The organism is Mesorhizobium sp. M1078, assembly GCF_040318615.1.
Lineage (GTDB): Bacteria > Pseudomonadota > Alphaproteobacteria > Rhizobiales > Rhizobiaceae > Mesorhizobium.
Window position 1 is genome coordinate 40138 of record NZ_JAMYMP010000013.1, and the last position, 24647, is coordinate 64784.

The 24647-nt window shown below is 62.1% G+C and carries 16 protein-coding genes and 1 tRNA gene; 10 read left to right on the top strand and 7 right to left on the bottom strand.

Annotated elements, in window-relative coordinates:
- The first annotated feature begins 91 nt into the window (after nt 1–91).
- Nucleotides 92–4414: a cytochrome P450 gene (locus NKH38_RS18175; protein ID WP_352762125.1), complete on the top strand. Its 4323-nt coding sequence runs from the start codon at nt 92–94 to the stop codon at nt 4412–4414.
- A gap of 7 nt (nt 4415–4421) precedes the next feature.
- Here NKH38_RS18175 and NKH38_RS18180 read toward each other — a convergent pair whose 3' ends face one another.
- The gene (locus NKH38_RS18180; RefSeq protein ID WP_352762124.1) at nt 4422–5108 is read right to left on the bottom strand and encodes a Crp/Fnr family transcriptional regulator; all 687 of its coding nucleotides are present in this window, start codon (nt 5106–5108) and stop codon (nt 4422–4424) included.
- Between the two features lie 510 nt (nt 5109–5618).
- Here NKH38_RS18180 and NKH38_RS18185 point away from each other — a divergent pair.
- The 5 genes from NKH38_RS18185 to NKH38_RS18205 all read left to right on the top strand — a co-directional run bounded on the left by NKH38_RS18185 (nt 5619) and on the right by NKH38_RS18205 (nt 13368).
- A complete protein-coding gene (locus tag NKH38_RS18185) occupies nt 5619–7883 on the top strand; it encodes a DNA/RNA non-specific endonuclease (protein WP_352762123.1) in 2265 nt (754 codons plus the stop codon).
- 16 nt (nt 7884–7899) lie between these two features.
- A complete protein-coding gene (locus NKH38_RS18190) occupies nt 7900–8883 on the top strand; it encodes a trypsin-like peptidase domain-containing protein (protein ID WP_023726582.1) in 984 nt (327 codons plus the stop codon).
- A 304-nt stretch (nt 8884–9187) separates the two neighbouring features.
- Nucleotides 9188–10318: a hypothetical protein gene (locus tag NKH38_RS18195; protein WP_352762122.1), complete on the top strand. Its 1131-nt coding sequence runs from the start codon at nt 9188–9190 to the stop codon at nt 10316–10318.
- The gene (locus tag NKH38_RS18200) at nt 10315–12984 is read left to right on the top strand and encodes a DNA/RNA non-specific endonuclease (RefSeq protein ID WP_023688491.1); all 2670 of its coding nucleotides are present in this window, start codon (nt 10315–10317) and stop codon (nt 12982–12984) included. Before NKH38_RS18195 ends, NKH38_RS18200 begins: the two co-directional genes overlap by 4 nt.
- 111 nt (nt 12985–13095) lie before the next feature.
- Nucleotides 13096–13368, top strand: a complete 273-nt coding sequence (locus NKH38_RS18205; RefSeq protein ID WP_023668982.1) for a hypothetical protein — start codon at nt 13096–13098, stop codon at nt 13366–13368.
- Nucleotides 13369–13406: 38 nt separating this feature from the next.
- On the opposite strand, the gene NKH38_RS18210 is transcribed toward NKH38_RS18205, so the two are convergent.
- Nucleotides 13407–13481: transfer RNA gene (locus NKH38_RS18210), tRNA-Val, on the bottom strand.
- Between the two features lie 127 nt (nt 13482–13608).
- Nucleotides 13609–14292, bottom strand: coding sequence for a phosphoglycolate phosphatase (locus tag NKH38_RS18215; RefSeq protein WP_023752269.1), 684 nt, complete (start codon nt 14290–14292; stop codon nt 13609–13611).
- 155 nt (nt 14293–14447) lie between these two features.
- On the opposite strand from NKH38_RS18215, the gene rpiA reads away from it, so the two are divergent.
- The 3 genes from rpiA (at nt 14448) to gor (ending at nt 17299) form a co-directional block, all read left to right on the top strand.
- The gene (rpiA, locus tag NKH38_RS18220) at nt 14448–15179 is read left to right on the top strand and encodes a ribose-5-phosphate isomerase RpiA (protein ID WP_023710501.1); all 732 of its coding nucleotides are present in this window, start codon (nt 14448–14450) and stop codon (nt 15177–15179) included.
- Nucleotides 15166–15783, top strand: a complete 618-nt coding sequence (locus tag NKH38_RS18225; RefSeq protein WP_023668979.1) for a DUF2059 domain-containing protein — start codon at nt 15166–15168, stop codon at nt 15781–15783. Before rpiA ends, NKH38_RS18225 begins: the two co-directional genes overlap by 14 nt.
- Nucleotides 15784–15907: 124 nt before the next feature.
- Entirely contained in the window at nt 15908–17299 is a 1392-nt protein-coding gene (gene gor, locus NKH38_RS18230) for a glutathione-disulfide reductase (protein ID WP_352762121.1), read from the top strand.
- A 73-nt stretch (nt 17300–17372) separates the two neighbouring features.
- Here gor and mgtE read toward each other — a convergent pair whose 3' ends face one another.
- Nucleotides 17373–18740: a magnesium transporter gene (gene mgtE / locus NKH38_RS18235; RefSeq protein ID WP_352762120.1), complete on the bottom strand. Its 1368-nt coding sequence runs from the start codon at nt 18738–18740 to the stop codon at nt 17373–17375.
- 289 nt (nt 18741–19029) lie between these two features.
- Complete coding sequence (locus tag NKH38_RS18240) at nt 19030–20916, bottom strand: ABC transporter ATP-binding protein/permease (protein WP_352638278.1); 1887 nt, start codon at nt 20914–20916, stop codon at nt 19030–19032.
- A 606-nt stretch (nt 20917–21522) separates the two neighbouring features.
- Here NKH38_RS18240 and NKH38_RS18245 point away from each other — a divergent pair.
- Complete coding sequence (locus NKH38_RS18245; RefSeq protein ID WP_352762119.1) at nt 21523–21957, top strand: hypothetical protein; 435 nt, start codon at nt 21523–21525, stop codon at nt 21955–21957.
- Between the two features lie 126 nt (nt 21958–22083).
- Here the strand turns inward: NKH38_RS18245 and NKH38_RS18250 are convergent, their stop codons facing one another.
- Both NKH38_RS18250 and NKH38_RS18255 read right to left on the bottom strand, forming a co-directional pair.
- Nucleotides 22084–22764 (bottom strand): DsbA family oxidoreductase, encoded by a 681-nt coding sequence (locus tag NKH38_RS18250; protein ID WP_352762118.1) that lies wholly within the window; start codon nt 22762–22764, stop codon nt 22084–22086.
- A gap of 49 nt (nt 22765–22813) precedes the next feature.
- Entirely contained in the window at nt 22814–24634 is a 1821-nt protein-coding gene (locus NKH38_RS18255) for an extracellular solute-binding protein (protein ID WP_023706824.1), read from the bottom strand.
- Between the last annotated feature and the right edge of the window lie 13 nt (nt 24635–24647).

Consider the following 24647-nt stretch of genomic DNA (forward strand, 5'->3'; position numbering starts at 1 on the left):
GAAAAGATTCACATACGTGCAACCGATGCAAACCTAGGCGTTGAACGGCCGGCATCGCAATGACGTGGATAGCCGGGGGGCTTGAACGCGCATGACCGAACTGAAGTATTTCGACGCTATTCGCGTGGCCCAGAAAAACCAGCGCCCGCTGTCGGAAATGCCGCCCTTCGATCTCGGCCGGATCCGCAAGACAGGGCTGATTGCGCGCATCGTCGGGTCTCTGGCCGAAGACCCCCGCTGGGCGCTTTCCCTGTTGCGGCGTATCCGCCCGACCGGCAAGCTCTTCGGTGTTCTGGTGGTCACCAAGAACGCCGATGTCCGCGACATATTGGAGCGCGGCGACGAATTCCAGACCCCGTACGGCCCGGAAATGACCGAGCTTGCCCGCGGATCGAACTTCATCCTCGGCATGCAGGACGGCGCCGACTACCGGCGCATGAAATCGTCGGTGCTGAGTGCATTCCCGCCGGCCGAGGTCGAAGCCGCCGTCAGGCCGATCGCGGCGCGTCATTCGCAAGAGATCATGACGCGCGCCAGCCCCGGCTTCGATGCGATCTCCAGGTTGATGAAGATCGTCCCGGTGCACATCTGCCGCGATTATTTCGGCGTCGAGATGGACGATGAATCCGAATTCGCCGACTGGGCGATCGCGCTGAGTGCGCTGTTCTTTTCGGACCCGACGGCGAGCCCCGTCATGCGCGAACTCGCAGTGGTGGCGGGCGACCGTCTTCTCAAAGTCATCGATCGCTCCATCCAGTCGGCTAGGGACCGGGGCTTGAAGGCCGAGCAACCGCTGGCGAGGCTGGTTGTCCAGATGGATCAGGGCCGCCTGTCGCGGGATGACCTCAATTCGATCATGCTGGGCATGATCGCCGGCTTCGTCCCGACCAATGTGCTGGCCGCCGGCAATTGCCTCGACGTGATCCTGTCGCGGCCCGACGCACGGCAGGCTATCGATGCCGCATTGGCCGAAAACGATACCGCCAAGCTCGACAGGGCCGTCCTTGAAGCCATGCGCTTCAAGCCGATCTGGGTCGGCCCGTGGCGCTACACGGCCCGCGACGCGATCATCGGCAAGGGCACGCGCCGCGAGCGCCTGGTGAAAGCCGGCACGGTGGTGATGCCGGCGACGCTGTCGGCGATGTTCGATGCGGACGCCGTGCAGAACCCGGACCAGTTCGACACATCGCGCCCGCATCGCGACTACATGGTGTTCGGCCACGGCATTCATCAGTGCATCGGCGCCGAGATCGCCAGGATCCAGATCGGCGAAAGCCTGCGCGCCCTGTTCCAGAAGCAGGGCGTGCGCCGCATGCCCGGCAAGGCCGGGCGGATGACCCGCATCGGCGCCTATCCCGAAACCCTCAAGGTCGATTTCGAACGGGCAGAACTCTGCCGCACCGTAACGCAGTCCATGGTGACGGTGGTCTGCCCGGTCACCCGATCCGCGTCGCTGGATGCTGTCCGCGACAAGGTTGCCAGCCTCGGCAACCCGGCCGTCGAAGATATCCGCACCGCGCTCGACATTGCCGGCACCGTCCACTTCACCAGCCTGACCGTGGTCGGCACCGGCGAGATCGGCGCTGATTCCGGTCAGGAAAAAGGAGCTCTGGTTCTCGAGATTTCCGGTGACGGCAGCATCGACGATGTCATCGATGCGGTCACGCACGCCATCGGGCACCGGCTGCGGCCGATCTTCAAGGATGTCTGCGATCTGCGCGATGGCGGCGCATTGAACGATTTCCTGCGCAAGCACAATGTCGACATATCGCCGTCCTTCGGCAGCAATGCCGGACTGGTGTTTTCGGGCACGCCGGGGCACTCGGTCCAGCGTATCAAGGCCGAGCAGCAGCTTTTCGAAGCCGTGCGCGACATCGTCGAGCGGCCACGCAAAGGCGCCGGCAACGCTCCTGCCGTGCTCGCTGAAGTTCGCCAGCATGTCCAGTCACTAGGGACGTTTGCCTGGGCGTTCGAGCCGGCCGAGAGCCTGCTGGAAAAGCCGCCGGGTCATTGGGGCCGTGCCCTGATGACGACGTTGCTGGTACCACCGGTCTTCGTCACGGTGGCGATCATCTGGGCTGCTTGCTGGTACATGACCTACAGTGTGGTGTTCGGCAGATCTATCGACATCAGTTCCCAGGAAATCTCCTTCACCGCCATAGCCGTAGCAATCACCTCACTTCTGTTGTCGGGACTTGGAGTGTCGGTGGCAGCGGCGCTGCTGGCGTTTTCGTGCTTGCTGGCGCTGCGACGCCGCGAGGACAGGGATCGGCCGGAAAGCACATCGATCGGCATATCTGAATTGAACGCGATACTCGTCAAGGAGGGCCACGCGGCACAAAACCATCTGACTGCGATTTCGACGATGAAGGCCGGCATTCTGCGGCGGCTGGCGCTCAGGTTTTCTTTCTACCTGATCTCGATAGCTGCCCAGAAGGTATTCAAGCCAGGCTTCCTCAACACCATCAACACCATCCATTTCGCCCGCTGGATACTGCTGCCCGGCTCCAACCGATTGATGTTCTTCTCCAACTACGGCGGCAGCTGGGAAAGCTATCTTGAGGACTTCATCGCCAAGGCGTCCGCTGGCCTGACCGGCGTGTGGAGCAACACCGTGGGCTATCCACGCACACGATGGCTGTTCCTGGACGGCGCCCGCGACGGCGATCGTTTCAAGCGGTGGGCGCGGCGCCAGCAGGTGCCGACCCTGTTCTGGTACTCCGCCTATCCCCAAATCAACACAGAGCGCATCCGGATCAATTCCCGGGTCAGGCGCGGCATTGCTTCCGCCGTCGGCAACGAGGCGCGCGACTGGCTGAGCTTGTTCGGTTCGCTACGGCGCCCGGCGAGCGAAACGACCACCGTTCAAAAGACCACTTCGCTGCTGGCCAATATCAGCTCTGCCTTTCCGGCGCCTCTCGAACAGCAGCTGGAAACCGGCGAGATCCAGTCCATCTTCTTCGGCCCGCTCGGCCCGCTCGCTTATTCGCATATGCTTGCGATCCGGGTGCCGGACAAGTTGCCGGCGCCCAAGCGCAGAGCCTGGCTCGATTTCGTTGTCGAGCAGACGAGTTTCGGCGAAGGCAGGCCCGCCGGGCGAGCTATGATAGTCGCCTTTGGTCCCGGTGGCCTGCGGCAGTTTGGGCTCGACGAGGGTGTGGAGGGCGATCCACTGGAAACATTTCCGATCGCCTTTCGCCATGGCATGGGCAATCCCGAGCGTGGGCGCATACTGGACGACCGAGGCCGCGACGGCCCGGACGAATGGGAGTGGGGGTCGTTGGAGAACCCTGTGGACCTGGTCATCGTCTGCTATGCTGAAGACCCGGGACGGTTGAAGACCGAGATTGCCACCGTGAGACGAAAGACGACCGGTGCAGGCATGAAGGTCGTCGCCGAACTGCCGCTCGCCGTAAACCGGGGTCCGACCGACACGAAGACGAAATCGTCCGACGGGGCAAAGCGTGACGATCGGTCGGAACGTGGGCCAGCCTACGAGCATTTCGGTTTCGCGGACGGGATTTCGCAGCCGATTGTCCGGGGCACGACCCGCGCCAGCAGGGGTGCTGCATCAATGCATCTGGTCGCGCCCGGCGAGTTCCTGTTCGGCTATCGTGATGAGCATGGGTTCTATCCAGCCTCGCCCTCGGTAAGCGCATCACGCGATCGGACTGGAATCCTTTCGCAGGTGCGCCGTAGCCGGCTGATTCCGGGCCTGCCGCCACCGCCGCGCGATTTCGGGCGCAACGGTTCATTCCTGGTTATTCGCCAGTTCGAGCAGCACGTCGACGTCTTCAACAACTACTGCAAAAAGGCTGCAGCCTTGGTCGCGAGCCAACTCGGCAACCAAGCCATCACGCAAGACTGGATTGCCGCCAAGATGCTCGGCCGCTGGCAGAACGGTAGCTCGCTGGTGCGCAACCCGGATCATCCGGGACGCGTCATCGACAACAACTTCGCCGCTGGCGCCGAGGATCCGCAAGGCCATCGCTGCCCGCTTGGTGCCCACATTCGCCGTTCCAACCCACGCGACTCGCTGGGTGAGGACCGCGATACGCAGATCAATATCGGCAAGCGCCATCGTATCCTGCGGGTCGGCCGCACCTATGAGAAGCAGGACGGTAAGAATGGCAAGGTCGAAAAGGGGCTGCTGTTCATGTGCCTCAACGCCGACATAGAGCGCCAGTACGAATTCATTCAGCAGACCTGGGTTTCGTCGGCCACGTTCCAGGGCCTCGTCGCTGAAAAGGACCCGACGATTGGTTCGCGCGGCGGCGATGGCAGGTTCACCATTCCGTCATGGGAAAAGGTCACGACGCTCCGTGACATGCCGCAATTCGTCACCACCAAGGGGGGTGGATATTTCTTCATGCCCAGCCGCTCGGCGCTGCGCTACCTGATTTCGCGGCTCTGATTCGGCGTCAGTCGTCGTCCTGCGACTCGGCGATGTGGCGCAGTGCCCTGGTGTCGGTGATGCGCAGGCCGCCGCGTTTGATGGCAATGAACGAGCGGTTGCGCCAGTCGTTGAGCGTCTTGTTGACGGACTCGCGCGTGGCGCCGAGGAACTCTCCGAGTTCCGATTGCGAGATCGGGATCCAGCCGGCGCTGTCGGCCATCACCTTGGCCAGGAAGACCAGGCGTTTGGCGAGCCTCGCCTGGATGCCGAAGAAGGCCTGATCGCCGAGTTCGCCGCTGACCCAGCGCAGCCGGGCGCACAGAAGTTCGATCATCGCGCGTGCCAGCGGTGGATTTCTCTCAATGCGATCAAAGAGTTGTATCCTGCTGAGCGAAACCAGCTCGCAAGCGGTCAGGCAGATGGCGGTGGCGGTGCGTGGCCGGCCGTCCAGGGCGCCGATCTCGCCCACCAGACTGCGCGACAGCTCGATATTGGCCACCAGCTTCTGTCCGCCGGGCGAATAGATCGAGATTTCCACCGTGCCGCTCATCACCCCGTAGATCCGGTCGGCGGCATCTTCCTGGACGAACAGATGCTGGCCGGCGGCGTAGCGCTCGACCTTGCAGCCGCTGAACAGGATATCGAACAGCTTTGGATCGATGCGTGCCAGGCGCGGCAGATCGTTTCTGTCGTTAGGGCCGCCAAAAGCCATGTTCCAAATTCCCAATTGCCGCAATCGGCGAAGTTTAAGGCCCGAAGTCTAAGGCAAGAGTGCACCGCGTCAAAGGCCGGCGTTCATCCCTTGCGATTACGCCTTGTAAAGGCTTGGCGCCGTGGTCGCGCCCAGTGCCTGGCTCGTGCCGGGCGGAAAGCCGCCTGCAACCGCGGCGAGAGGAGCCGCGCGTGCAGGCGCCAACTGATAAAAATGGATAGGTGATAAAATTTCTGTAAAACCGAGCGGCCGCAATGGCCCTTCCACCCGTTGCGATAGGTGGGCGCAAACAGCGTGAGCGTCTGTGACGGAGATCACATACGGCATCGCTGAAATAATGCGAACGTCATACATCGCGCGAGCGACTGCCGGCAAAGAGACATGCCGACGTTGCGCTCCGGTCATCTTCGACGCAAATTGATTTGTTTCTTTGCCTGCCGGTCAGAATTGCGCCGGTCTAAAATCTGGCAATACAGTTCTTTTACTTCGACAGGACCTTTGGGGGCGACTATGCCGGTCAGCAGAGAGCAGCGAATCCGTCAATATCTCGATCTCGTCACCGGGGGCGAGGGGACTGAATCGGTCCTCGGCAACATGGAGAAGATGGCAGGCGGCGCTCTGGAATCCCTTGCGCCTGCGGAAGCCGGCAAGACGGAGGCGGCGTTTGAATCGGCGCGCGCTGGCATGGAGAGCCTCGCGCGGGGCGCCGAAGTCGCGCCCGAGCAGCTTTCCGATCTGGAAGCCATAATCATCCCGGAGTTGCGGCCGGTCTATGACATCAAGGATGGCACCTTTACGACGCTGACTTTCGACGGCGCTCCGACACCTGGCCATTCCCTGTGGACGAAGCTTACCAGCGAGGCCGCATTGAAGCAGCGCATCGAAGCCGCCCTGCCGGCGATCGGGCGTATCGAACTGTTGTGGAACACCAATATCCCTTACGGCGGCACGGGCTTCGTCGTCGGCCGCAACCTGCTGATGACCAACCGTCATGTGGCGCAGATATTTGCGGACGGCCTTGGCGACCGCAATCTGCAATTCATCAACGGCCGCGCCGCCGGCATCGACTTCAAGCGCGATTCGGCGGCGGGAAACGTCTTCAAGATCCGCAATGTCCGGATGATCCATCCCTATTGGGACATGGCGATCCTCGAAGTCGAAGGCCTGCCCGACAACATCACGCCGCTGTCGCTCGCGGTCGCCGACGCGCGCGATATGCTGCGCCAGGAAGTCGTCGCCATCGGCTATCCCGCGTTCGACAATCGCAACGCGGTCGATGTCCAGAACGAGCTCATGCGCAATCGTTTCCAGGTCAAGCGCCTGCAACCGGGCATGCTGCGGGGCGGCTTCGATACGGAGAGTTTCGGCAAGATCGTCAGCGCGGCGACACATGATTGCTCGACCACTGGCGGCAACTCCGGCACCGCCATGATCAACCTCGCCACCGGCGAGGTCGTGGCGCTGCATTTCGCCGGCCGCTATCTCGAGCGCAACTACGCCGTGCCCACCGGCGCGCTCGCCAAGGACCAGCGTGTCGTCGACCTCGGCCTCAATTTCGCCGGCGCCGCCAGCGGCGGCCCAAACGATTGGGGCGCATGGTGGAACAAGGCGGACAGCGGGTCGCCGGCCGAGGGCGTAAACCTGGTTGAAGTCGGCGGCGTCCAGCAGATCCCGGGCGTCGCCACCCAGACGCCTCCATCCGGAGGCGTCGTCGTTTCGCCGGGCGGCAGCGTCACCTTCGAAGTGCCGTTGCGCATCACCGTCTCGCTCGGCGCAACGCCTGCCCATGAAGCGGTCACGGAATCGGTCGAGCTCGAAGCGGCCAAGCCGACCCCTCCAGGCGGCGCATTCGTTCCCAAAACGGTCGCGGACTATGCCGGCTATAAGGGCTACGATGAGAAATTTCTCTCTGGCGGCACCAAACTCGCGCCGGTCGTTGTGCCCATGCCTGAGGCCACCGACCTCTCCGTGCTGGCGCCGCTCAAGGCCGGCGGCACGCAACTCGACTACCAGAATTTTTCGCTCAAGATGCACGCCAAGCGGCGGCTGGCGCTGTTCACCGCCTCCAACGTCACCGAGGAGAGCAATCTGCGCGAGCCGGAAAAGGGCCGCAACTATTCGCGCGGCGGCCTGTTCAGCGAGCGCTGGTTCCCGGATCTGCGGCTCGACGACAAGTACCAGATCCCCGACGTCTTCTACACCCAGGATCAGGGCGCCTTCGACAAGGGTCATATCGTCAGGCGCGATGACGTGGCCTGGGGCAGCACCTTCGAGCTGCTGCTCAGGGGCAATGTCTGCTCCTTCCATGTCACCAACTGCTCGCCCCAGGTCGAAGGCTACAACCGCTCCGACAGCGGCGAGAAGAACTGGGGCGATCTTGAGAACCACGTCCTGTCGGAGGCGGCGAGCGAGCGGCTTTGCGTCTTCGCCGGGCCGGTCCTCGCCAAAGACGACCGGACCTTTGCCGGCAAGGGTCCCAAAGGCACCAGTCTTCGCGCGCTAGTGCCGCGCCGCTTCTGGAAGGTGGTGGTCGCCCGCGTCAGTGACGGCATCGCCAGTTATGGCTTCGTGCTCGAACAGGATCTGTCAGACACGGAGCTGGAGTTTGCCGTCTCCGACGAGTTCATCGGCGCCATGTACCCGCTGACCGAAATCTCCGAAATGACCGGCGTCAGCTTCGACCAGTCGTTGATCGATGCCGACCAGTACGAAACGGTTCGCGGCACCGAAATTGCGATGCGGGCGGGATCACGCAAGCGGAAGAAGAAGGCTTAGGGTCGGAGGGAATCCCATGACCGAATGGACGCAATCCGAACTGAACAGTCTCAACCGCATCCTTGCCAACCTCTACCCGATGATCGGCGACGGCGTGCGTGTTGCCAAAGGTGTCGGTCTTTCGACTGCCCAGATCGCCTTTGACAACAAGGCGATCAACAACTGGTTTGCGATTGTCCAGCGCGCAAAGCAGGAGACCAGGGCCGACGACCTCGTCGCCTTTGCACTCGATGAGAATCCCGGCGACCAAGCACTGCTGCAGGCAAAGCAGCACGCCCCGCCGCCGCCGGTCGAAGGCCCCGCGACCGCCAATTGGAGCGGCGCGACGGCGCCGGCCCAGCTCGAAAAAATCCTTGGCGACAAGAGCACGCTGGTGCCGATCAGCTATCTCGAACTCGGCCTTGTCAGGGCAAGATCGGTGGTGCGCATCAAGCGTGCGGATGGCAGCTCCGGCACCGGCTTCATGACCACCGGCGGGATACTGATCACCAACAACCATGTCTTGCCTGACGACGCTTCATTGGCGGGCACGGTGGTCCAGTTCAACTATCAGCGCACCGTTGCCGGGCTCGACGCGCCGCTCGACCAGTTCGACATCGACACCGCCGTGCCTCTTCGTACCTCCAACGACAATGATTGGTCAGCCGTCCGCATCAAGGGCGATGCTTCCAAGTGGGGCGAGCTGGACATGAAGCCCATGGCCGTGAAGGTCGGCGATCACGTCAATATCATCCAGCATCCCGGCGGTGCGCAGAAACAGATTTCGTTCGTCGCCAATGTCGTGGCCTTCGTCGGCGGCGGCCGCGTCCAGTATCTGACCGACACACTGCCGGGTTCGTCGGGCTCGCCGGTCTTCGACACCGACTGGAACCTGATTGCGCTGCATCACAGCGGAGGCTGGCTCACCGAGCCCAACGCGCCTACCAAAAGCACATATTATCGCAACGAGGGCATTGCGATCGACACCATCATCCAGGACCTCGCGGCCAAGCCTGTGTAGATGGTGAGCTATGCAGACCGATGGCGCAGCTCGATGCGCGGCGATTTGGGACTACGGCATGTAAAATTTTTGGGATGTGACGGTTCATAACGCCAGACACCAAACACCAGGGAGTTCAGAGATCAGCGCCTATTTCGACCTCAGGCTTCAACTGGCTGATCTCTACCCATTGCCTCCCGATTGGTTGCAGGTAACCAAGGACGCTGGAATCGTCGCTGGCGCCATCAACCTCCAGGGGGCGGCGCTTACAGTCTGGTTCAACATCCTTGACTATGCGTTGACCAATAAACTGTCGCAGGCGCTTATGACTGCCGTCGTGGCGCAAAATCCGCAGTGCGCGGCCCGGTTCAAGGCCTATCTGGACGAACTCGCCGCGGGCCAGAAACCGACGGCCGAGTTGCCCGGCATGACGACCGACGATCGGGTCAACACCGCGCTCGCAGGCTTCAACGCCGTCAACCAGCAGTCCAAGGACATTCAGGCCACGCTTGCCGCCGACAACGGCCTCACCAATGTCACCAGCCAGATCGATGTCCTCAAGACCTACAAGGACCTGCATGACCATCTGCAGAGTTTTCAATACGGCATCGGCAGCTTCCAGAACCTGCTGGTCGCCGCCCGCGACATGGGGGCCGACCTGGAGCAGGTCCGCGTCATGCGCAATTTCCTCAAAATATTGAAGCTCTTCTGTGTCTCTATCGGAGAGTCGGTCATGGAACTGCCGGCGGGGCCGGCGCTTCACGATATCGAGCAGGCCTGGCTCGACGACCTCAAGGCGGCTGCGATCAAGTTGCAGGCTGCCGTCGATAACAAGTCTCCGGACGCCTACGACGCGCTGTTTGACGTGCGCACCGTGCTGCGCGTCGTGCCGTCGCGGCTCAACCAGCAGATTTTCGTCACGGCAAAGAACCTGCCCTTCGGACTTTTGGCCACCGGTCTAGATACGATAGCCGGCAAACTTCCTGCAGAAGAGCCGTCCGTGCCCTTGATCAAGGCCGCGCATGACGCGATCATGGTGCTGTCCTCGACCATCTATGCGCGCGTCGTCGAGCACAAGCTATGGCAGGACATCGACAACAAGCTGGCCAGCCTTACCGACATGATTGAGCCGATAGAAGGGGGCGCTGCGGCGGACAAGTCGCTGCCGTTCCAGTTTTCGCCGCTGTGGCGAAACCTGGAAGTGAAGGTCAAGGTTCTTGCCGACCTCGACCCCACTGGAGCGTGGCGGGCGACGCTCGTCGACTACTCCACCGACGTCAACGACCAGCTATCGCGCGAGACCGTCGATACCGCCTTCATCCTTGCCTTCGAAGCCTATCGGGACGAGGCCCAGCAACGCTTCGTCCAGGTCGATCTGGCGCTGAAAACGGAATGCGCCTCGATCGTCCGCGTCAGCACGCCTTTGCACAAGATCATTGAGGACCTGGGGCCATGAGCGATGAACTTGCGACAGGCACGGAGACCGAAACTCCGGCCGATTTTATTTCGCTGAGCGACATCCGGATCGCACATCTCGAGCTGATGCGCATCGCCAGCAGCAATGAAGCCGTCGACCCATCGATGAGCCGCAGCGACAAGGCCGGCGCCGAGACGACGGAAGCCAGCATCGACAACACGGCCCCCGATGCGCAGGCCATCCGCGACTTCCTGGCCAAGGCACGGCGCGCCGGCAGCACCATCGCGCGGGAATCCGACCGGCGCGCGGCGCAGCGCATACTCGATTATTGGTCCGCCGAACTAGTCACGCGGCCGGGCATCACCTCAGCCGACGTCAGCCCGGTGCGGCTCGCGTCTTTCGCAGGTGGCGGTGGGCTCGAAACAACAGAGCCAATTGCCGTCGCGGTTGACTCCGAATCGGCATCGCGTGAAATCAACGATTCAGGAACGGTCGCCATCGCCGTTCCTGAATCAATGGCCGTCGCGACCAAAGACGGTGCCGAATCCGGCGACGGCTTCGCATCCGACGACGAACTGAGTTCGGACGAGCTGACCGAGCGCTTTCGCATTCGCGTGGCCGCCCAGGCGCGGCAATGGAAGAACACCGGCTATCCCGGCTATCTCCTGCGCGGCGAAGCGCTGAAGGAGGCGGCGGAGCTGCCGCAGGGGCCGGACATCGCCGAGTTCGTCGAGGCGAGCGCCAAGGCGGAGACCGACAGCCAGAAGCAGCGCGATCGCAGCAAGAATATATTGATCGCGCTGTTTGCCATCCTGGCCGCGATCCTTGGGGCAACCACCTATTTCGCCTACGTCCAGAGAAATGACGCTGTTGACGCGCGCAAGGATGCCGAGACGACGGCGAGTGAGGTCGCAAAGCTCAATGGAAAGCTTTCCACCGCCCTTGAAAAGACGGAAGACGCACGCCAGCGAGCCGAGGCTGCACTTGCCGTTGCCGAGAAGAAGGCGGAAGACGCCGCCAAGACGCTGGCCGAGCAGCAAGCCACGCAGGCCACTTTGCGATCCGCGATCTTGCTTGTGGTCGAACAGCTCAAACTCGGCAGCGTGTCCCTGGACAAGTTGGCGCCCGATTTGCGACAGGGGGTGCTGGTCGAGCTGGCCGGGCAGGTCAAAAGCGGCGAGGTCGCGCTCGACCAATTGCCGGCGCCGCTGCGCGCCGCGCTTGAACCGCTGCTTGGCAAAGACATAGACAAACAGCCTAACGTTCTTTCGGGATACAAGGTCGATTTCATAGGGGCCACGATCGGCTTGCCCAGGATAACCGACGACCTGGCCAACGACGCCGTGGCGCCGCCGCTTGATTACATCAACTACTCGCTGGTCATGTGCCGAACTCATCGCATGGCCATCTATTCGGCCGTCAACCTGGATCGGTCGCAGAGGTTGCCGCTGCAATTCACCGCCAGCAGACTGAAACCCGACAGCCGATTGTCGGTCGACTACCAGCCTCGTCCCAACTGGTACTTTCGCGCGGACCGGCCCTGGCTGGCGGCGCGATTTGCAAGTGCCAGCGACATCGCCTGGGGTCCGGAGTTCGCCGGCGATCCGGCAACGGCGGCGCTCAAGCTGGCGCAGTATGCCTCTTTCCTGCCAAACACGATGCCGCAGCCGCGTACTTTCTACGGCAGCCGATGGGTGCCGCTCGAAAACTGGGTTCGCTCGCAGCACAATCCGCTCGCCAATCGGGTGACCATCTTCAGTGGTCCTGTCTTCCGGCCCGCGGACCAGCCGGTCGACGGCGTGCCGGTCCCTTATGCCTATTGGAAGCTCGCGGTGTCCTCGGTGTCGGCGGCCGTGAAGGGAGAGGTGAGGGAGCCGGAATTTGAGGTCGATGCGTTCTTCATTCCAGCCGACGCTACGGGGGCGTTCAACGTCGAGCAGTATCGGCTCCCGGTTGCCGAGCTTGAAAGGCTCACGAGCCTCAATTTCGACCCTCTCATCGAATGGACGGATTCACTGAAGAACCGCGGCCCCAATGGAACCGCGGCCGACGAACTGGCGGCTCGCGTCAAGCTGCTCGACGGCGCAAATGATGCACTGCGCGGTGACCTGATTGCCGTCCTCGAAGACGCAGACCTTCCGGTGGTCGAACGGCAGAAGATCGTCGCGGCTCTCGTCGAGATGGCCGGCCTGCAAAGCATAAGCGGGCTGACACCGGCGGGGCGCCGCAACGTGCTTGAGACCCTGCTTGGGGTACCGCCTGAATTGTGGGAACGCCCGGACTGGCTGGCTGTGTTTGCCGGCGCGCGCCGGGCGGTTGCCGATCTCGCCCTTTCGGCAGCCGACGGCCAGACTGTTATCGGTGAGCAGGATCGCAACGCACTCAACACGCTGAAGGACCGGCTGCGTATCCAGCAGAGCCCACAGACGGTTTACGTCCAGTTCGCCGGCATGGCGCGCGAGGACGCCGGGGCGCTTTCCGCAAAAATGCGGGCCTTGGGCTGGGGCATTCCAAACCCTGGCGAAGAACGTGTCGCCGCTGCCGCCGGCAAGAACGAAGTTCGCTACAACCCCTACAACGACGCCGACCGTGGCGCCGCCGAACTGCTGGCCGCCGACCTCACGGTTGCCGCTGGCCGACTGGTGACAGCCCGTGCGGTGCCGATCATCAAGGCCAACACATTGGAGATATGGACCAGCATATAGAAACACTGAAGGCCCGAGCGGGGCGAAGACAAGGGCGCGTAAAAAAGCCGCGATGCGCCGCTCACTATCGTCGCGACAAATACGGGCTGTTCTCACTCCAGAGGTTTTTACATGCGCACGCGTCACGCCGTCATGCTTGCACTTTCCGCGTTTTGCATTCCAGCCGTCTCCATGCCGCTGCAGAAAGCCAACGCGCTGGAGCCTGAAAAATACACGGTCTACTGCGCCAACGATCACATCGAGGTTTCGTTCTGGGATCTCGAGCAGATGAAGGTGCGGAACGGATCCGATGTATGCCAGTTCCAGAGCTACACGAGCTACTCAAGCGCGTTGAACTTTGCGCAGAAGAATTTTGGTGGGGAAGGGGCGAGTTGCAGCTGCTAGGAGTGCTGGCTTGGAGTGTGCTGTTCCGGGAAAGAAAATGGTGGGCGATGCAGGGATTGAACCTGCGACCCCACCCGTGTGAAGGGTGTGCTCTCCCGCTGAGCTAATCGCCCGCTCGTTGCCCGAAGGCCAAGCGAGCCGCGATATAAGGGAGGCAGGGTCGTGAAGTCAAGGAGATGCGCCGGCCTTCTGTGCCTGAAATAGCCGAGGACAGGCGCTGCCGCGGAATCCCCGTTTCGCTCAGCCGGCCGCCGCTGCAATCAGCCGTTCCGCCAGGTCGAGCGTCAGCGCGTCGAAATGCGAAATCACCGCCGATGGCTCGAATTCCCTGACATGGCGGTCGGTGTAGCCGAAATCGACGGCGACGACCGGAATGCCGGCGGCCTTGGCGGTGTCGATGTCGATGTGCGAATCGCCGACCATCAGCGCATGATGCGGATCGCCGCCGGCGAGCCGGATGGTCTCGGTCAGATGGCGCGGGTCGGGCTTGCGGAAGGCGAACGTGTCCTGGCCGGCGATCGCGGCGAAATGCTTTGTCAGGCCGAGCGCCTCGATCAGCGCTTTCGAATTCGCCTCATATTTGTTGGTGCAGATGGCAAGCAGGTAGCCGGCCTTCTCGAAGCGGGCGATCGCATCGACCACGCCGGGGTAGGGGCGGGACTTGCCGGGGATGTTGAGCGTGTAGTGGTCGAGGAACAGTTTCAGCAGCCGGTCGTGCTCCTCCACCGCCAGCGACTTCTGCTGCGCGGTATGCGCGCGCTCGATCATCACCCGTCCGCCCTGGCCGACAAAACGCCGGAAGCCGGCCTCGTCGACAGCGGCAAGCTCGCTGGCGGCAAGGCTGTGGTTGAGGCTGTCGAGCAGGTCCGGCGCCGTGTCGATCAGCGTCCCGTCGAGGTCGAACACGATGATCGGTTGGGTCATGGCCTGTCCTGTGGCTGATGCATTGCAGGCAGGCGATAGCGGCTGCGCTTCTTTCAGGCAAGCCGGTGCGAGCCAAAGTCTTTGACCCTGCGGGCAAAAGTGCTAGGAGCGCGCATCCAGAAAAATCAGAACCAAGCCAAATCCCCGGGGCGAGCATGGATGCGAGGCAGTTGAAGGTCGAGGCTGCGCGGGCTGCCCTTGCCCATGTCAGTGACGGCATGCGCATCGGCATCGGCACCGGGACGACGGCCGACGAATTCGTGCGGCTGCTGGCCGAAAAGATCGCCACCGGCTTGTCCGTCATCGGCGTGCCGACGTCGGAGCGCACTGCAGCCCTTTGCCGCGAACTCGGCGTGCCGCTGTCGACGCTTGAGGAAACGCCCGAGCTCGACCTCACCGTCGACGGCGCCGACGAGATCGACGCGGCGCTGACGCTGATCAAAGGCGGCGGCGGGGCGCTGCTGCGCGAAAAGATCGTCGCGGCGGCATCTCAGCGCATGATCGTCATTGCCGATCGCTCGAAGATGGTCGACACCCTTGGCCAGTTTCCGTTGCCGATCGAAGTCAACCAATTTGGCCTGCGCGCCACTGAAATCGCGGTCGCGGCAGCGGCCAAAAGTCTCGGCCTTTCCGGCCCGGTTACATTGAGGATGACGGGGGGCCAGCCTTTTGTTACAGACGGCGGCCATTTTATCCTCGATGCATCTTTTGGCCGCATTCCGGATACAAGAGCGCTTTCGAATGCTCTCCATGCCATTCCTGGTGTGGTCGAGCATGGTCTTTTCATCGGGCTGGCGTCAGCGGCCATCATCGCCGGCGGCGACGGCATCCAAACCGTCCATGCCGCCCGAAAACCAGGGAGTTCTACCGATCATGATGTTGCATAACCGGGTTCGCAATCTTTGCGCCGTTCTGGCGGCTTCGGCCGTTTTCGCCTTCTCCTCCCCGGCGTTCTCGCAGGAGATCACGGAATCGCATCTGAAGGCAGCACGGGCGGCGGTCACGGCAATCCACGCGACCGACTCGTTCGACAACATCCTGCCGCAAGCAGCGGCCTCGCTCGAGCAGCAGCTCATCCAGAAGAACCCTGATATGCAGGAGCTGATCGGCAAGACCGTCAGCGAGAAGGCACTGGCGCTGGCCTCGCGCCGTGCCGATCTGGAGAAGGAAGCAGCGCTCGCCTATGCCAAGGTGTTCTCCGAGAAGGATCTCACCGACATCGCCGCCTTCTACAATTCCGATGCCGGCAAGAAGCTGCTCGACAACGGCCCCAACGTGACGCGCGAACTGGTCAAGGCCGCCGACATCTGGCAGAACGGCCTGGCGCGCGATCTCGCCCAGCAGGTCGGCGAAACGCTGGCAGCAGCCGCGAAGGCCGCTGCTCCGGCCGCGCCTGCGCCGGATAACGCAACTGCCCCCGCCGATGGCGCTGCACCTGCCGACGGCGATGCGCCCGCAGACGGTGACCAGCCGGAAGCGCCGAAGAACTAAGACGTCTGATTTCGCCACCGGCATCCTTGCCGCTGGACCAGAAAGCTCGGTGGAAACCGGGCTTTTCTTTTGGCTTCATGCGGCCTACCTGTCGCAAACATTTCCTGAGGCAAGGAACAGCAGCATGGCCGGTTACGACTACGATCTCTTCGTCATCGGCGGCGGCTCCGGCGGGGTGAGAGCGGCGCGCGTGGCGGCAGCGCTCGGCAAGCGTGTCGGCATCGCGGAGGAATACCGCTATGGCGGCACCTGCGTCATCCGTGGCTGCGTGCCGAAAAAACTCTATGTCTATGCCTCGCAATTTCCCGAGCATTTTGCCGACGCCGCCGGCTATGGCTGGACGGTGCCGGAGGCGAGCTTCGACTGGCCGACGCTGGTCGCCAACAAGGACCGCGAGATTGCCCGTCTGGAAGCGATCTACGAAAAGAACGTGAAAGGCGCCGGCGGCGAGACGTTCCACTCGCGCGCCATGCTGGTCGACCCGCATGTCGTGCATCTCCTGGGCGATGACCGCACCGTCACCGCCGACCAGATCCTGATCGCCACCGGCGGCCGGCCGGCGCCGCACCCGGCGCTGCCCGGTCACGAGCATTGCATCTTTTCCAATGAGGTTTTCGACCTCAAGCAACTGCCGAAGGCGATCATGATCGAGGGCGGAGGCTACATCGCCGTCGAATTCGCCAATATCTTCCATGGCTTGGGCGTCGACACCACGCTGGTCTATCGCGGCAAGGAGATACTGTCACGCTTCGACATGGACCTGCGGCACATGCTGCACGAAACCATGGAAAAGAAGGGGATCAAGATCCTCTGCCACGGCGTGTCGGAATGGGTCCGCAAACGGCCGGACGGCAGGCTGGATGCGTTGGTCACCGGCGGCAAGGTACTGACGATCGACCAGGTCATGCTCGCCATCGGCCGCCTCCCAAACACCGAGAATATGGGCCTGGAAGGCGTCGGTATCGAGCTCGGCATAACCGGCGCCATCGTTGTCGACGAATATTCCCGCACCAACATCGACAACATTTGGGCGATCGGCGACGTCACCAACCGCGTGCAGTTGACGCCGGTGGCGATCCACGAGGCCATGTGTTTCATCGAGACCGCATTCAAGGGCAATCCGACCGCGCCCGACCACGACACCATTCCGACCGCCGTCTTCTCACAGCCGGAGATCGGCACCGTCGGGCTGTCCGAGGACGATGCCGTCAAGCGCTACGCCGATATCGAAATCTACCGCGCCACATTCCGGCCGATGCGGCACACGCTGTCGGGCCGCGACGAAAGGATGCTGACGAAGCTGGTGGTCGATGGCGCCACGCGAAAAGTGCTCGGCGCGCACATCCTCGGGCCGGACGCCGGCGAGATGGCGCAGTTGCTCGGCATTCCGCTGAAGGCCGGCGTCACCAAGGATGATTTCGACCGCACCATGGCCGTCCACCCGACGGCAGCGGAGGAACTGGTCACCATGTACAAGCCCACCTACCGCGTGAAGAACGGCGTGCGGGTCGATTGACGCCCGCGCGCTCGATCTTGAAGAACCCCCCATGGCAGCCGCTGTGCCACCGCGATGGGAGGCCTGAAGCTTATTACAACAAAGTGCCGCGCAGGATGACCAGCGCCACCGAGAAATAGATCACCAGGCCGGTGACATCGACCAGCGTGGCGACGAACGGCGCCGAGGCGCTCGCCGGATCGAAGCCGATCCGTTTCAGCGCGAACGGCAGCATCGACCCCGACAGCGAGCCGAAGGTGACGATACCGACAAGGGCTGCCCCCACGGTCGCCGCGATCAGCGGCCAATGCGGCCCATAATCGTAGAAGCCCATATACTGCCAGAGCGCGATGCGGCAGATGCCGACCACGCCAAGCATGGCGCCGAGTACCAGGCCGGTTGGCAATTCGCGCAACGCCACCCGCCACCAGTCACGAAGGCCGATCTCGCGCAGCGCCAGCGCGCGAATGACGAGCGAGGTCGCCTGCGAGCCGGAATTGCCGCCCGAGCTCATGATCAGCGGGATGAACAGGGTGAGCACGATCGCCTTTTCCAGTTCGCCTTCATAGCTTTGCATGGCATTGGCGGTCAGCATCTCCGAGATGAACAGCGCGCACAGCCAGCCGCCGCGCTTCCTGATCATGGCGAGAAAGCTCATCTTCATGTAGGGCTCGTCGAGCGCCTCCATGCCGCCAAAGCGATGCGCGTCCTCGGTCGTCTCCTCGATCATGGTGTCGATGATGTCGTCGATGGTAACGATGCCGAGGATCTTGCCGCGGTCGACGACGGGAACCGCTAGCAGATCGTATTTGGAGATCGTCTGCGCCAGTGTTTCGCGATCGGTAAGCGGCGTCACCGTCACCGGGGCGCGATCCGGCGCCACCGACAGGATCGGATCGTCCGGCTCGCCCGTGATTAGCCGGCGCAGGCCGGTCGATCGCACCAGCACATGCGTCTCGGGGTCGACGATGTAGATGGCGTAGACGGTCTCGCGCGTCCGCTCCACCTTGCGGATGTAGTCGAGCGTGCGGCCAACGGTCCAATCCGAAGGCACGCTGACGAACTCGGTCGTCATGATCGAGGCGGCGCTGCCTTCGGGATAGCCGAGAATGGAAAGCAGCGTTGCCCGCAGCGGCGGAGCCAGCCCGCCAAGCAGCTCGGAACGCGTCGGCTCATCCAGCTCTCGCAGGATATCGGCGGCGCGGTCGACCGACATGGCGGTCAGCAGCTTGCACGCCTTGGCGCGCGGCAGCGCTTCGGCCAGTTCGGAGGCGCCGTCGAGTTCCGGCTGGTCGAAAATCTCGACCAGCCGCTCGAACGGCACTTCGCAAAGCAGTTCGATCGCGGTTTCGCGAGGTTCCCGGTTCAGGGCCTCGACGACATCGGCGACGTGATTATTGGCAAGGATACGCGCGATCGCGACGGCATCGTCGCCCGCTACGACGGGGGTAAATTCGTTCATGGCTCACTCCTTGCCGTCCGGCAGGACGTGAGCCGTTAGAGGTCACTTCCAGGCGGACGGCGGTTGCGTTCGACTACTGTCGCCAGGCATGGCGCCGTGACCTTTCTGCTCGCGGGTTCGAGTTGGAATTCAGCGAGCGGGCGCAACATAGGAGCGCATCTTGGCGAGTCAATCGCAGGTATGGCGGAAAACAGCCGGGAACCGGCGCAATCGCGGGACTGTGATCGTTATTGCAGGGGAGGGAGCGGGTGCCCGGTTGCCGGTGGCGGAACGCGCTTCGGCGTCGTTGCTATTTCTGCTTCAGCCGGCGCGAAAAACGCATCCATTTGTCCTCGACCGGCCGCGGCTGCGTAAGGATGGTGGTGAGCTCGCGCGGCAGGTTCGGAACAAGCGGCCTCTTGGTGGCGACGCCGTCGGCGATCGCGACCACGCTGTGGTAGAATTCCTCGCCCGAGGCCGAGCGTGGCGCCACCGCCTCGTGCATGATGCTGATCACCGTGACATCGGGACAATTGTCCTTGATCGCCTGATGGAAGGCAATCTTGCCATCGGGATCGAGCGCGCCGGTCGCTTCGTCGAGGAACAGCAGTCCCGGTTGCTGCAGCACGATGCGGGCCACAACCAGCTTCTGCTTCTGGCCGCCGGAAAGCAGCTGGTCCCAGATCTTTCCCTCGCGGCTTTCATCGGCCATGTGTCCGATGAAGTCGCCAAGGCCGGCCTTGTGCAATGCTGCCGCGACCTGGGCATCGCCATAGTCGACCTCGGAGCCGGGCAGGCACACCAGCTGCTTCAGCGACACCTGCTGCAGCTTGACCTCCTGGGCGGCATAGAAGCTCCTCACACCGTCAGGGAAGACGATGGTGCCGCGGCCATAAGGCCACAAGCCGTTGATCGCCTTGATCAGCGAAGTCTTGCCGCAGCCGGATTCGCCCTTGAGGAATGCCCACTCGCCGCGCCGAAAGCGCAGATTGGCTGCGCTCAGGAACGGCGTGGCGTCTTCACCCTGATGCGCCAGTTCAAGCTTCTGGATGGTCAGGCCGAAAACCGGGTTCTGGCTGGCATAGTGGAAGTCGGAACGGCCGGTCTGGCTGTAGAATTCCTGCGGCTGTTGGACGTTTTCAATGGCGTGCGCCAACTCGATGACGCGCTGGCTGTTGGCCCGCAAGGTGGCGAGACTCGGCATGACATGGATGAACCAGGAACATTTGCTGATCAGCGCGTTGACCTGCTCGGAACCGGTTATGTAGCCCTTGAGGTCGACGCCGTTGTGGATGAACGGCACCAGACCAGGTCCGTAGGCGACAACTTTGGCCCCGACGAAATTATAGACCGATTCGAATCCCGCATAGAGGGTGTTGACGATGTTGAGCTTCGACCAGGTGGTATCGATATCGAGATAGAGCCGTCCATGTATCGTCTTTTGCACGTCTTCGCCTTGCGACGCCGACACATGGAAACTGCGGCGCAACAAAGTGATCAGCTCGCTGCGATAGGTGCCTTCGGCCTTCTGCATCCTGACGTTGAGCCACTCCAGCATTCCGCCGAGTTTGATCGCGATCCAGGTATTGACGGGCACGTAGATGGCAACCGCCAGCAGAGCGAGGACGGCGCTGCCATAGCTGCCGAGGGCATCCAGGCCTTTTACCTCCACGGAATTCGCCAGCAAAGCGCCGCCGACAAAATAAAGTGAGGTGAAGACGCCGAAGACACCTTGGGCAAGCCCGATGGCGCCGCCCGCCATGTCTTTGATGGATTCCTGCACGCGCTGATCGATGTTGTCGGGCGCTGGCGCATCTGGCGAGCCATTCTGAGCGTGGTAGTGAGTATGGTTGGTATCAAGCAGCGCCGCATTGAAACGCGCGTTCAACCAGGCGCGCCATTTGCGATGCAATGTCGCCGATACAAATTTGCAGGCCCCTATGATTCCCATGTCCTTGAACACGACCAGCAGCACAAGCAGGCCGGCATTGGTAAGCACTGATTCAAGGGGCGTGGTATTCGCGGCGTCGTGGAAAAAAGCGATTGAGGCTGCCAGTTCGCCCGCCAACACGGTAAACCAGACGTCGGCCTTGCTCGACAGGGCTATGATGAGTGCGAGGACGACGGTGAGAGCCCAGGCCTCTCTCCACCGGTCCGAGAACCAGTAGGCCCGCATCAGTCCCCAGAAGGTCCGCATCGACGATACTGGCGTCAGGGGCGACGGCCCGGCGGGGGCGTCGCGGTTCCAAAGTGCCGATATTGAACGTCGCGGTCTGTCGACCCGAATCACAATCCCGCCCAAACCTTTTTTAGTTTTGTTACGGATAGTAACACCAATTGATCATTTTCTATGAAATTTTATCCTGGCGAATGTGAAGCAGCCCACCCGCCGTTGCCATGAGGCAACAGTTGGTACTGCGAGATCGCCGTCTTTGGGTCAAATTTGTCCTTTGTTTCAATGTGTTGCGAGAACGCTCAGATGTGCGAATATATTCCCTGAGGGAAGGCTCATACACGGCTTTGTGACCAAAAGGCCTGCCCGTCGGCCGGTTTTCCCACCGCGCGCTAACCGGATCGCCCGAAAAATTGCCGTCCGTGATCGCCCCAGGCCGCCCGAATCATTTCACCGGCCATCATGGTTGGGCACGCAAGATCGTCGCTCCTGCACGGCGACTGCTCATGAGTTGGCCCACGCTTTTTAGCTGCAGCTCAACACCGTTTGACAATCAAGCGCACTGGAATGAACCTTGCCGGGCACTGTCGGCACCGATGCATGTCCGGTCCCCAACAAGGAAGCTCCCCAATGCTTGCACGCGCAGCCGTTCCCGCAATGGTGACGCTCTTTGCCTGGCTGCCTCTTGCGCATGCCGTCAGCCAGACCATTCCGGCAAGCGCCGAAGGGCAAATCGAGTTCAATGCTCCGTCCGGCAACATCGGCTGCATCTACACGCCGAAGGGCGGCACCAGCACCTACGAACCACAGGATGGCGGTCCGGAACTGAGCTGTTCGCGCGTCGAGCCCAGCTACGTCACCGTGATCCTTGGGCCGAACGGCCCGGCGACATTGATCAGGAATCCGGGCGAGCAGGGCTGCTGCAGCGATGTGGCGAAGCTGGCTTACGGAAGCAGCTGGAGCAAAGGGCCGTTTACCTGCCAGTCGTCAACCAAGGGACTGACCTGCACGGGCAGCAACGGCCACGGATTCTTCCTCAGCAAAGCCAAGGTGACGGTGAAATAACCCGAGCATGATCCCGAAAAGTGGTTGCCGGTTTTCTCGGACAAACGGGAAACCGTTTTGTCCAGAGAACATGCTCAAACAAGGAGATAGAGGCCCATCCCGATTTCCATCGGGATGGAACAGGCTCTAGCCGGCCTTTTCCAGCTCGCCCTTGGCCTTTGCAGCCGCGACCTGGCGGATGGCATCAGTCAGCGTGTCGGCGTCCTGCGCGCCCATGACGGCGTATTTGCCTTCGAGCAGGAAACACGGCACGCCGGTGATCCCCATCCGCGATGCCGTGGCGATTTCTGTGCGCACCTCCTCGACGTCGGCATCGGTCGGCAACAGCGTTTCGACCACGGCAGCGTCCATGCCTGCCTCGCGGGCGGCATCGATCAGCACGGCGTGGTCGCCAATATTGCCGCCTTCCTCGAAATACAGCTGGAACAGCCGGCGCACGAGCCGGTTCTGCACGGCTTCACCGGCGGCACCGGCCCAGCGGATGACACGATGCGCGTCCAGCGTGTTGGCGGCGACCTTGATGGCGTCGAAAGCGAAATTGATGCCTTCGGCTTCGCCGAGCGGCTCTACGCGGGCATGCATCTGACGGATGCGCTCGTCGCTGCCGAATTTGGCCAGCATGTATTCGCGCCGGTCCTTGCCCTCGGGCGGGATGGTCGGGTCGAGCTGGAACGGCCGCCAGCGCACATGAACCTCAACGTCGCCGGCAGCGGCAATCGCTTTATCCAGCCGCTTCTGGCCGACGAAGCACCAGGGGCAGACGACGTCGGAAACCACGTCGACGGTAATGGAATTGTCATCGCTCATCTTGATCTCCTGCAGCCGAACGTTTCAGCGAGACCGATCTCGGCCACGCTCAGTTCGGCTTGCGCCACCAGGTCGGCCATTGATAACCGAATATGGGCGTCTTTTTGGGATGGTCCAGGTAATTCCAGTAAGCGAGCCATTGCTGCGCGTTGTACTGCATCGGCACCATGTAATTGCCGGAGATCAGCAATCGGTCGAGCACGCGCACGGCGGCGACATAGTCTTCCTTGGTCCGTGCTCTCAGCATCGCGTCGATCGCCGCGTCGACCGCCGGATCGGCGACGCCGGCCAGATTGAATGAACCTTCTCTTTTGGCCTCTGAAGAACCCCAGCGAAGGTTCTGCTCCATACCGGGAGACAGCGAGTTGCTGAACCCGCTCGACCCGACAAGAACCTCAAAGTCGAAACGCTGCTTGCGCGACTGGATCTGGTCGGCCTCGAGGCTGCGGATGGTCACCGCGATGCCGATCTTTTCCAGCGAGCGCTGATAGATGGCGGCAAAGCGTTCCTCGTCCTGCGACGCCGTCAGGATCTCGAAACCGAACGGGTTTCCCTTGGGATCCAGCAGGACGCCATCCCTAACGGCGTAGCCCTGGCTCTTCAGCAGGTCGAACGCCAGCTTCAGCACCTTGCGGTCCTGGCCGGTGCCGTCATTCACCGGCGGGCGCCAGCTGCCGTCCATGACATCGGCCGGCACGCGGCCGGGGTAGGGCGCCAGCAGCGCCTTTTCCCTGTCGCTAGCGGGATGGCCGAGCGCGGAAAGTTCGGAATTCTGCCAGTAGCTCATCGTGCGCGTGTACTTACCGCCGAACAGGTTCTTGTTGGCCCATTCGAAGTCGTAGAGCATGCCGAGCGCGCGCCGCACCTCCGGATTGGAAAACTTCTCCAGTCGCGTGTTGAACAGGAAGCCGGTCACCACGGGCGGTATGCCGGTGTCGAAGGTCTCGGCGATCACCTCGCCGCGATGAAAGGCGGGAAAATCGATATCGCGCTCGCGCTTGACCGGATCGCCCTCATCGTAAATGGCGCAGATGCCTTTCTTGAACGCTTCCGTCTTGGCATTGGCGTTGAGGAAGTACTCGATGGTGATCTGGTCGTAATTGTCGAAGCCGCGCTTGGAAGGGATGTCCTTGCCCCAGTAATTCGGGTTGCGCTTGAACACGATGCGCTGTCCCGGCTGCACCTTGTCGATGATGTAGGGACCGCTGCCGATCACCGGCTTCAGCGTCGTCTTGTCGAAGGTATCCTTGTTGAAGGCGTGCTTTGGGATGATCGGCGTCAGCGCGATGATCAAGGGGGTCTCGCGATTGGCCTTGTCGTTGAAGGTGAAGCGCACGCTGTGATCGCCGGTCTTTTCGAGCTTGGCGATCAGGCTCATGCGATCCCTATAGGGCGGGCGGCCCTTGTCGGTGAAGACATCGTAGGTGAACAGCACGTCATCCGGCGTCACCGGGTCGCCATCGGACCACTTTGCATTTGGGTTGAGATGGAACTCGATCCACTTGCGCTCGGGATCCATATCGGCTGTGTCTGCGAGCAGGCCATAGAGGCTGAAGGCCTCGTCGTAGTTGCGCATCATCAACGGCTCGAAGACGAGATTGCCGAAAATGAGGTCCTGCATGCCGCGCGCCGTGGTGCGCAGGCTCTTCAGGATGAACGGGTTCAGATTGTCGAAGCTGCCGACGACGCAGTAAGTGATGTTGCCGCCCTTCGGCGCATCGGGATTGACGTAGTCGAAATGCTGGTAGTCGGCTGGCAGCGCCGGCTCGCCCTGCATGGCGATGGCATGTTTCGGTTCCGACATCGCCACGCCGGGTGCAAAGGCGAAGAACGAAATTGCGGCGATCAGCCAAACAAGAATGCGGCCCATGACCGTCTCCTTA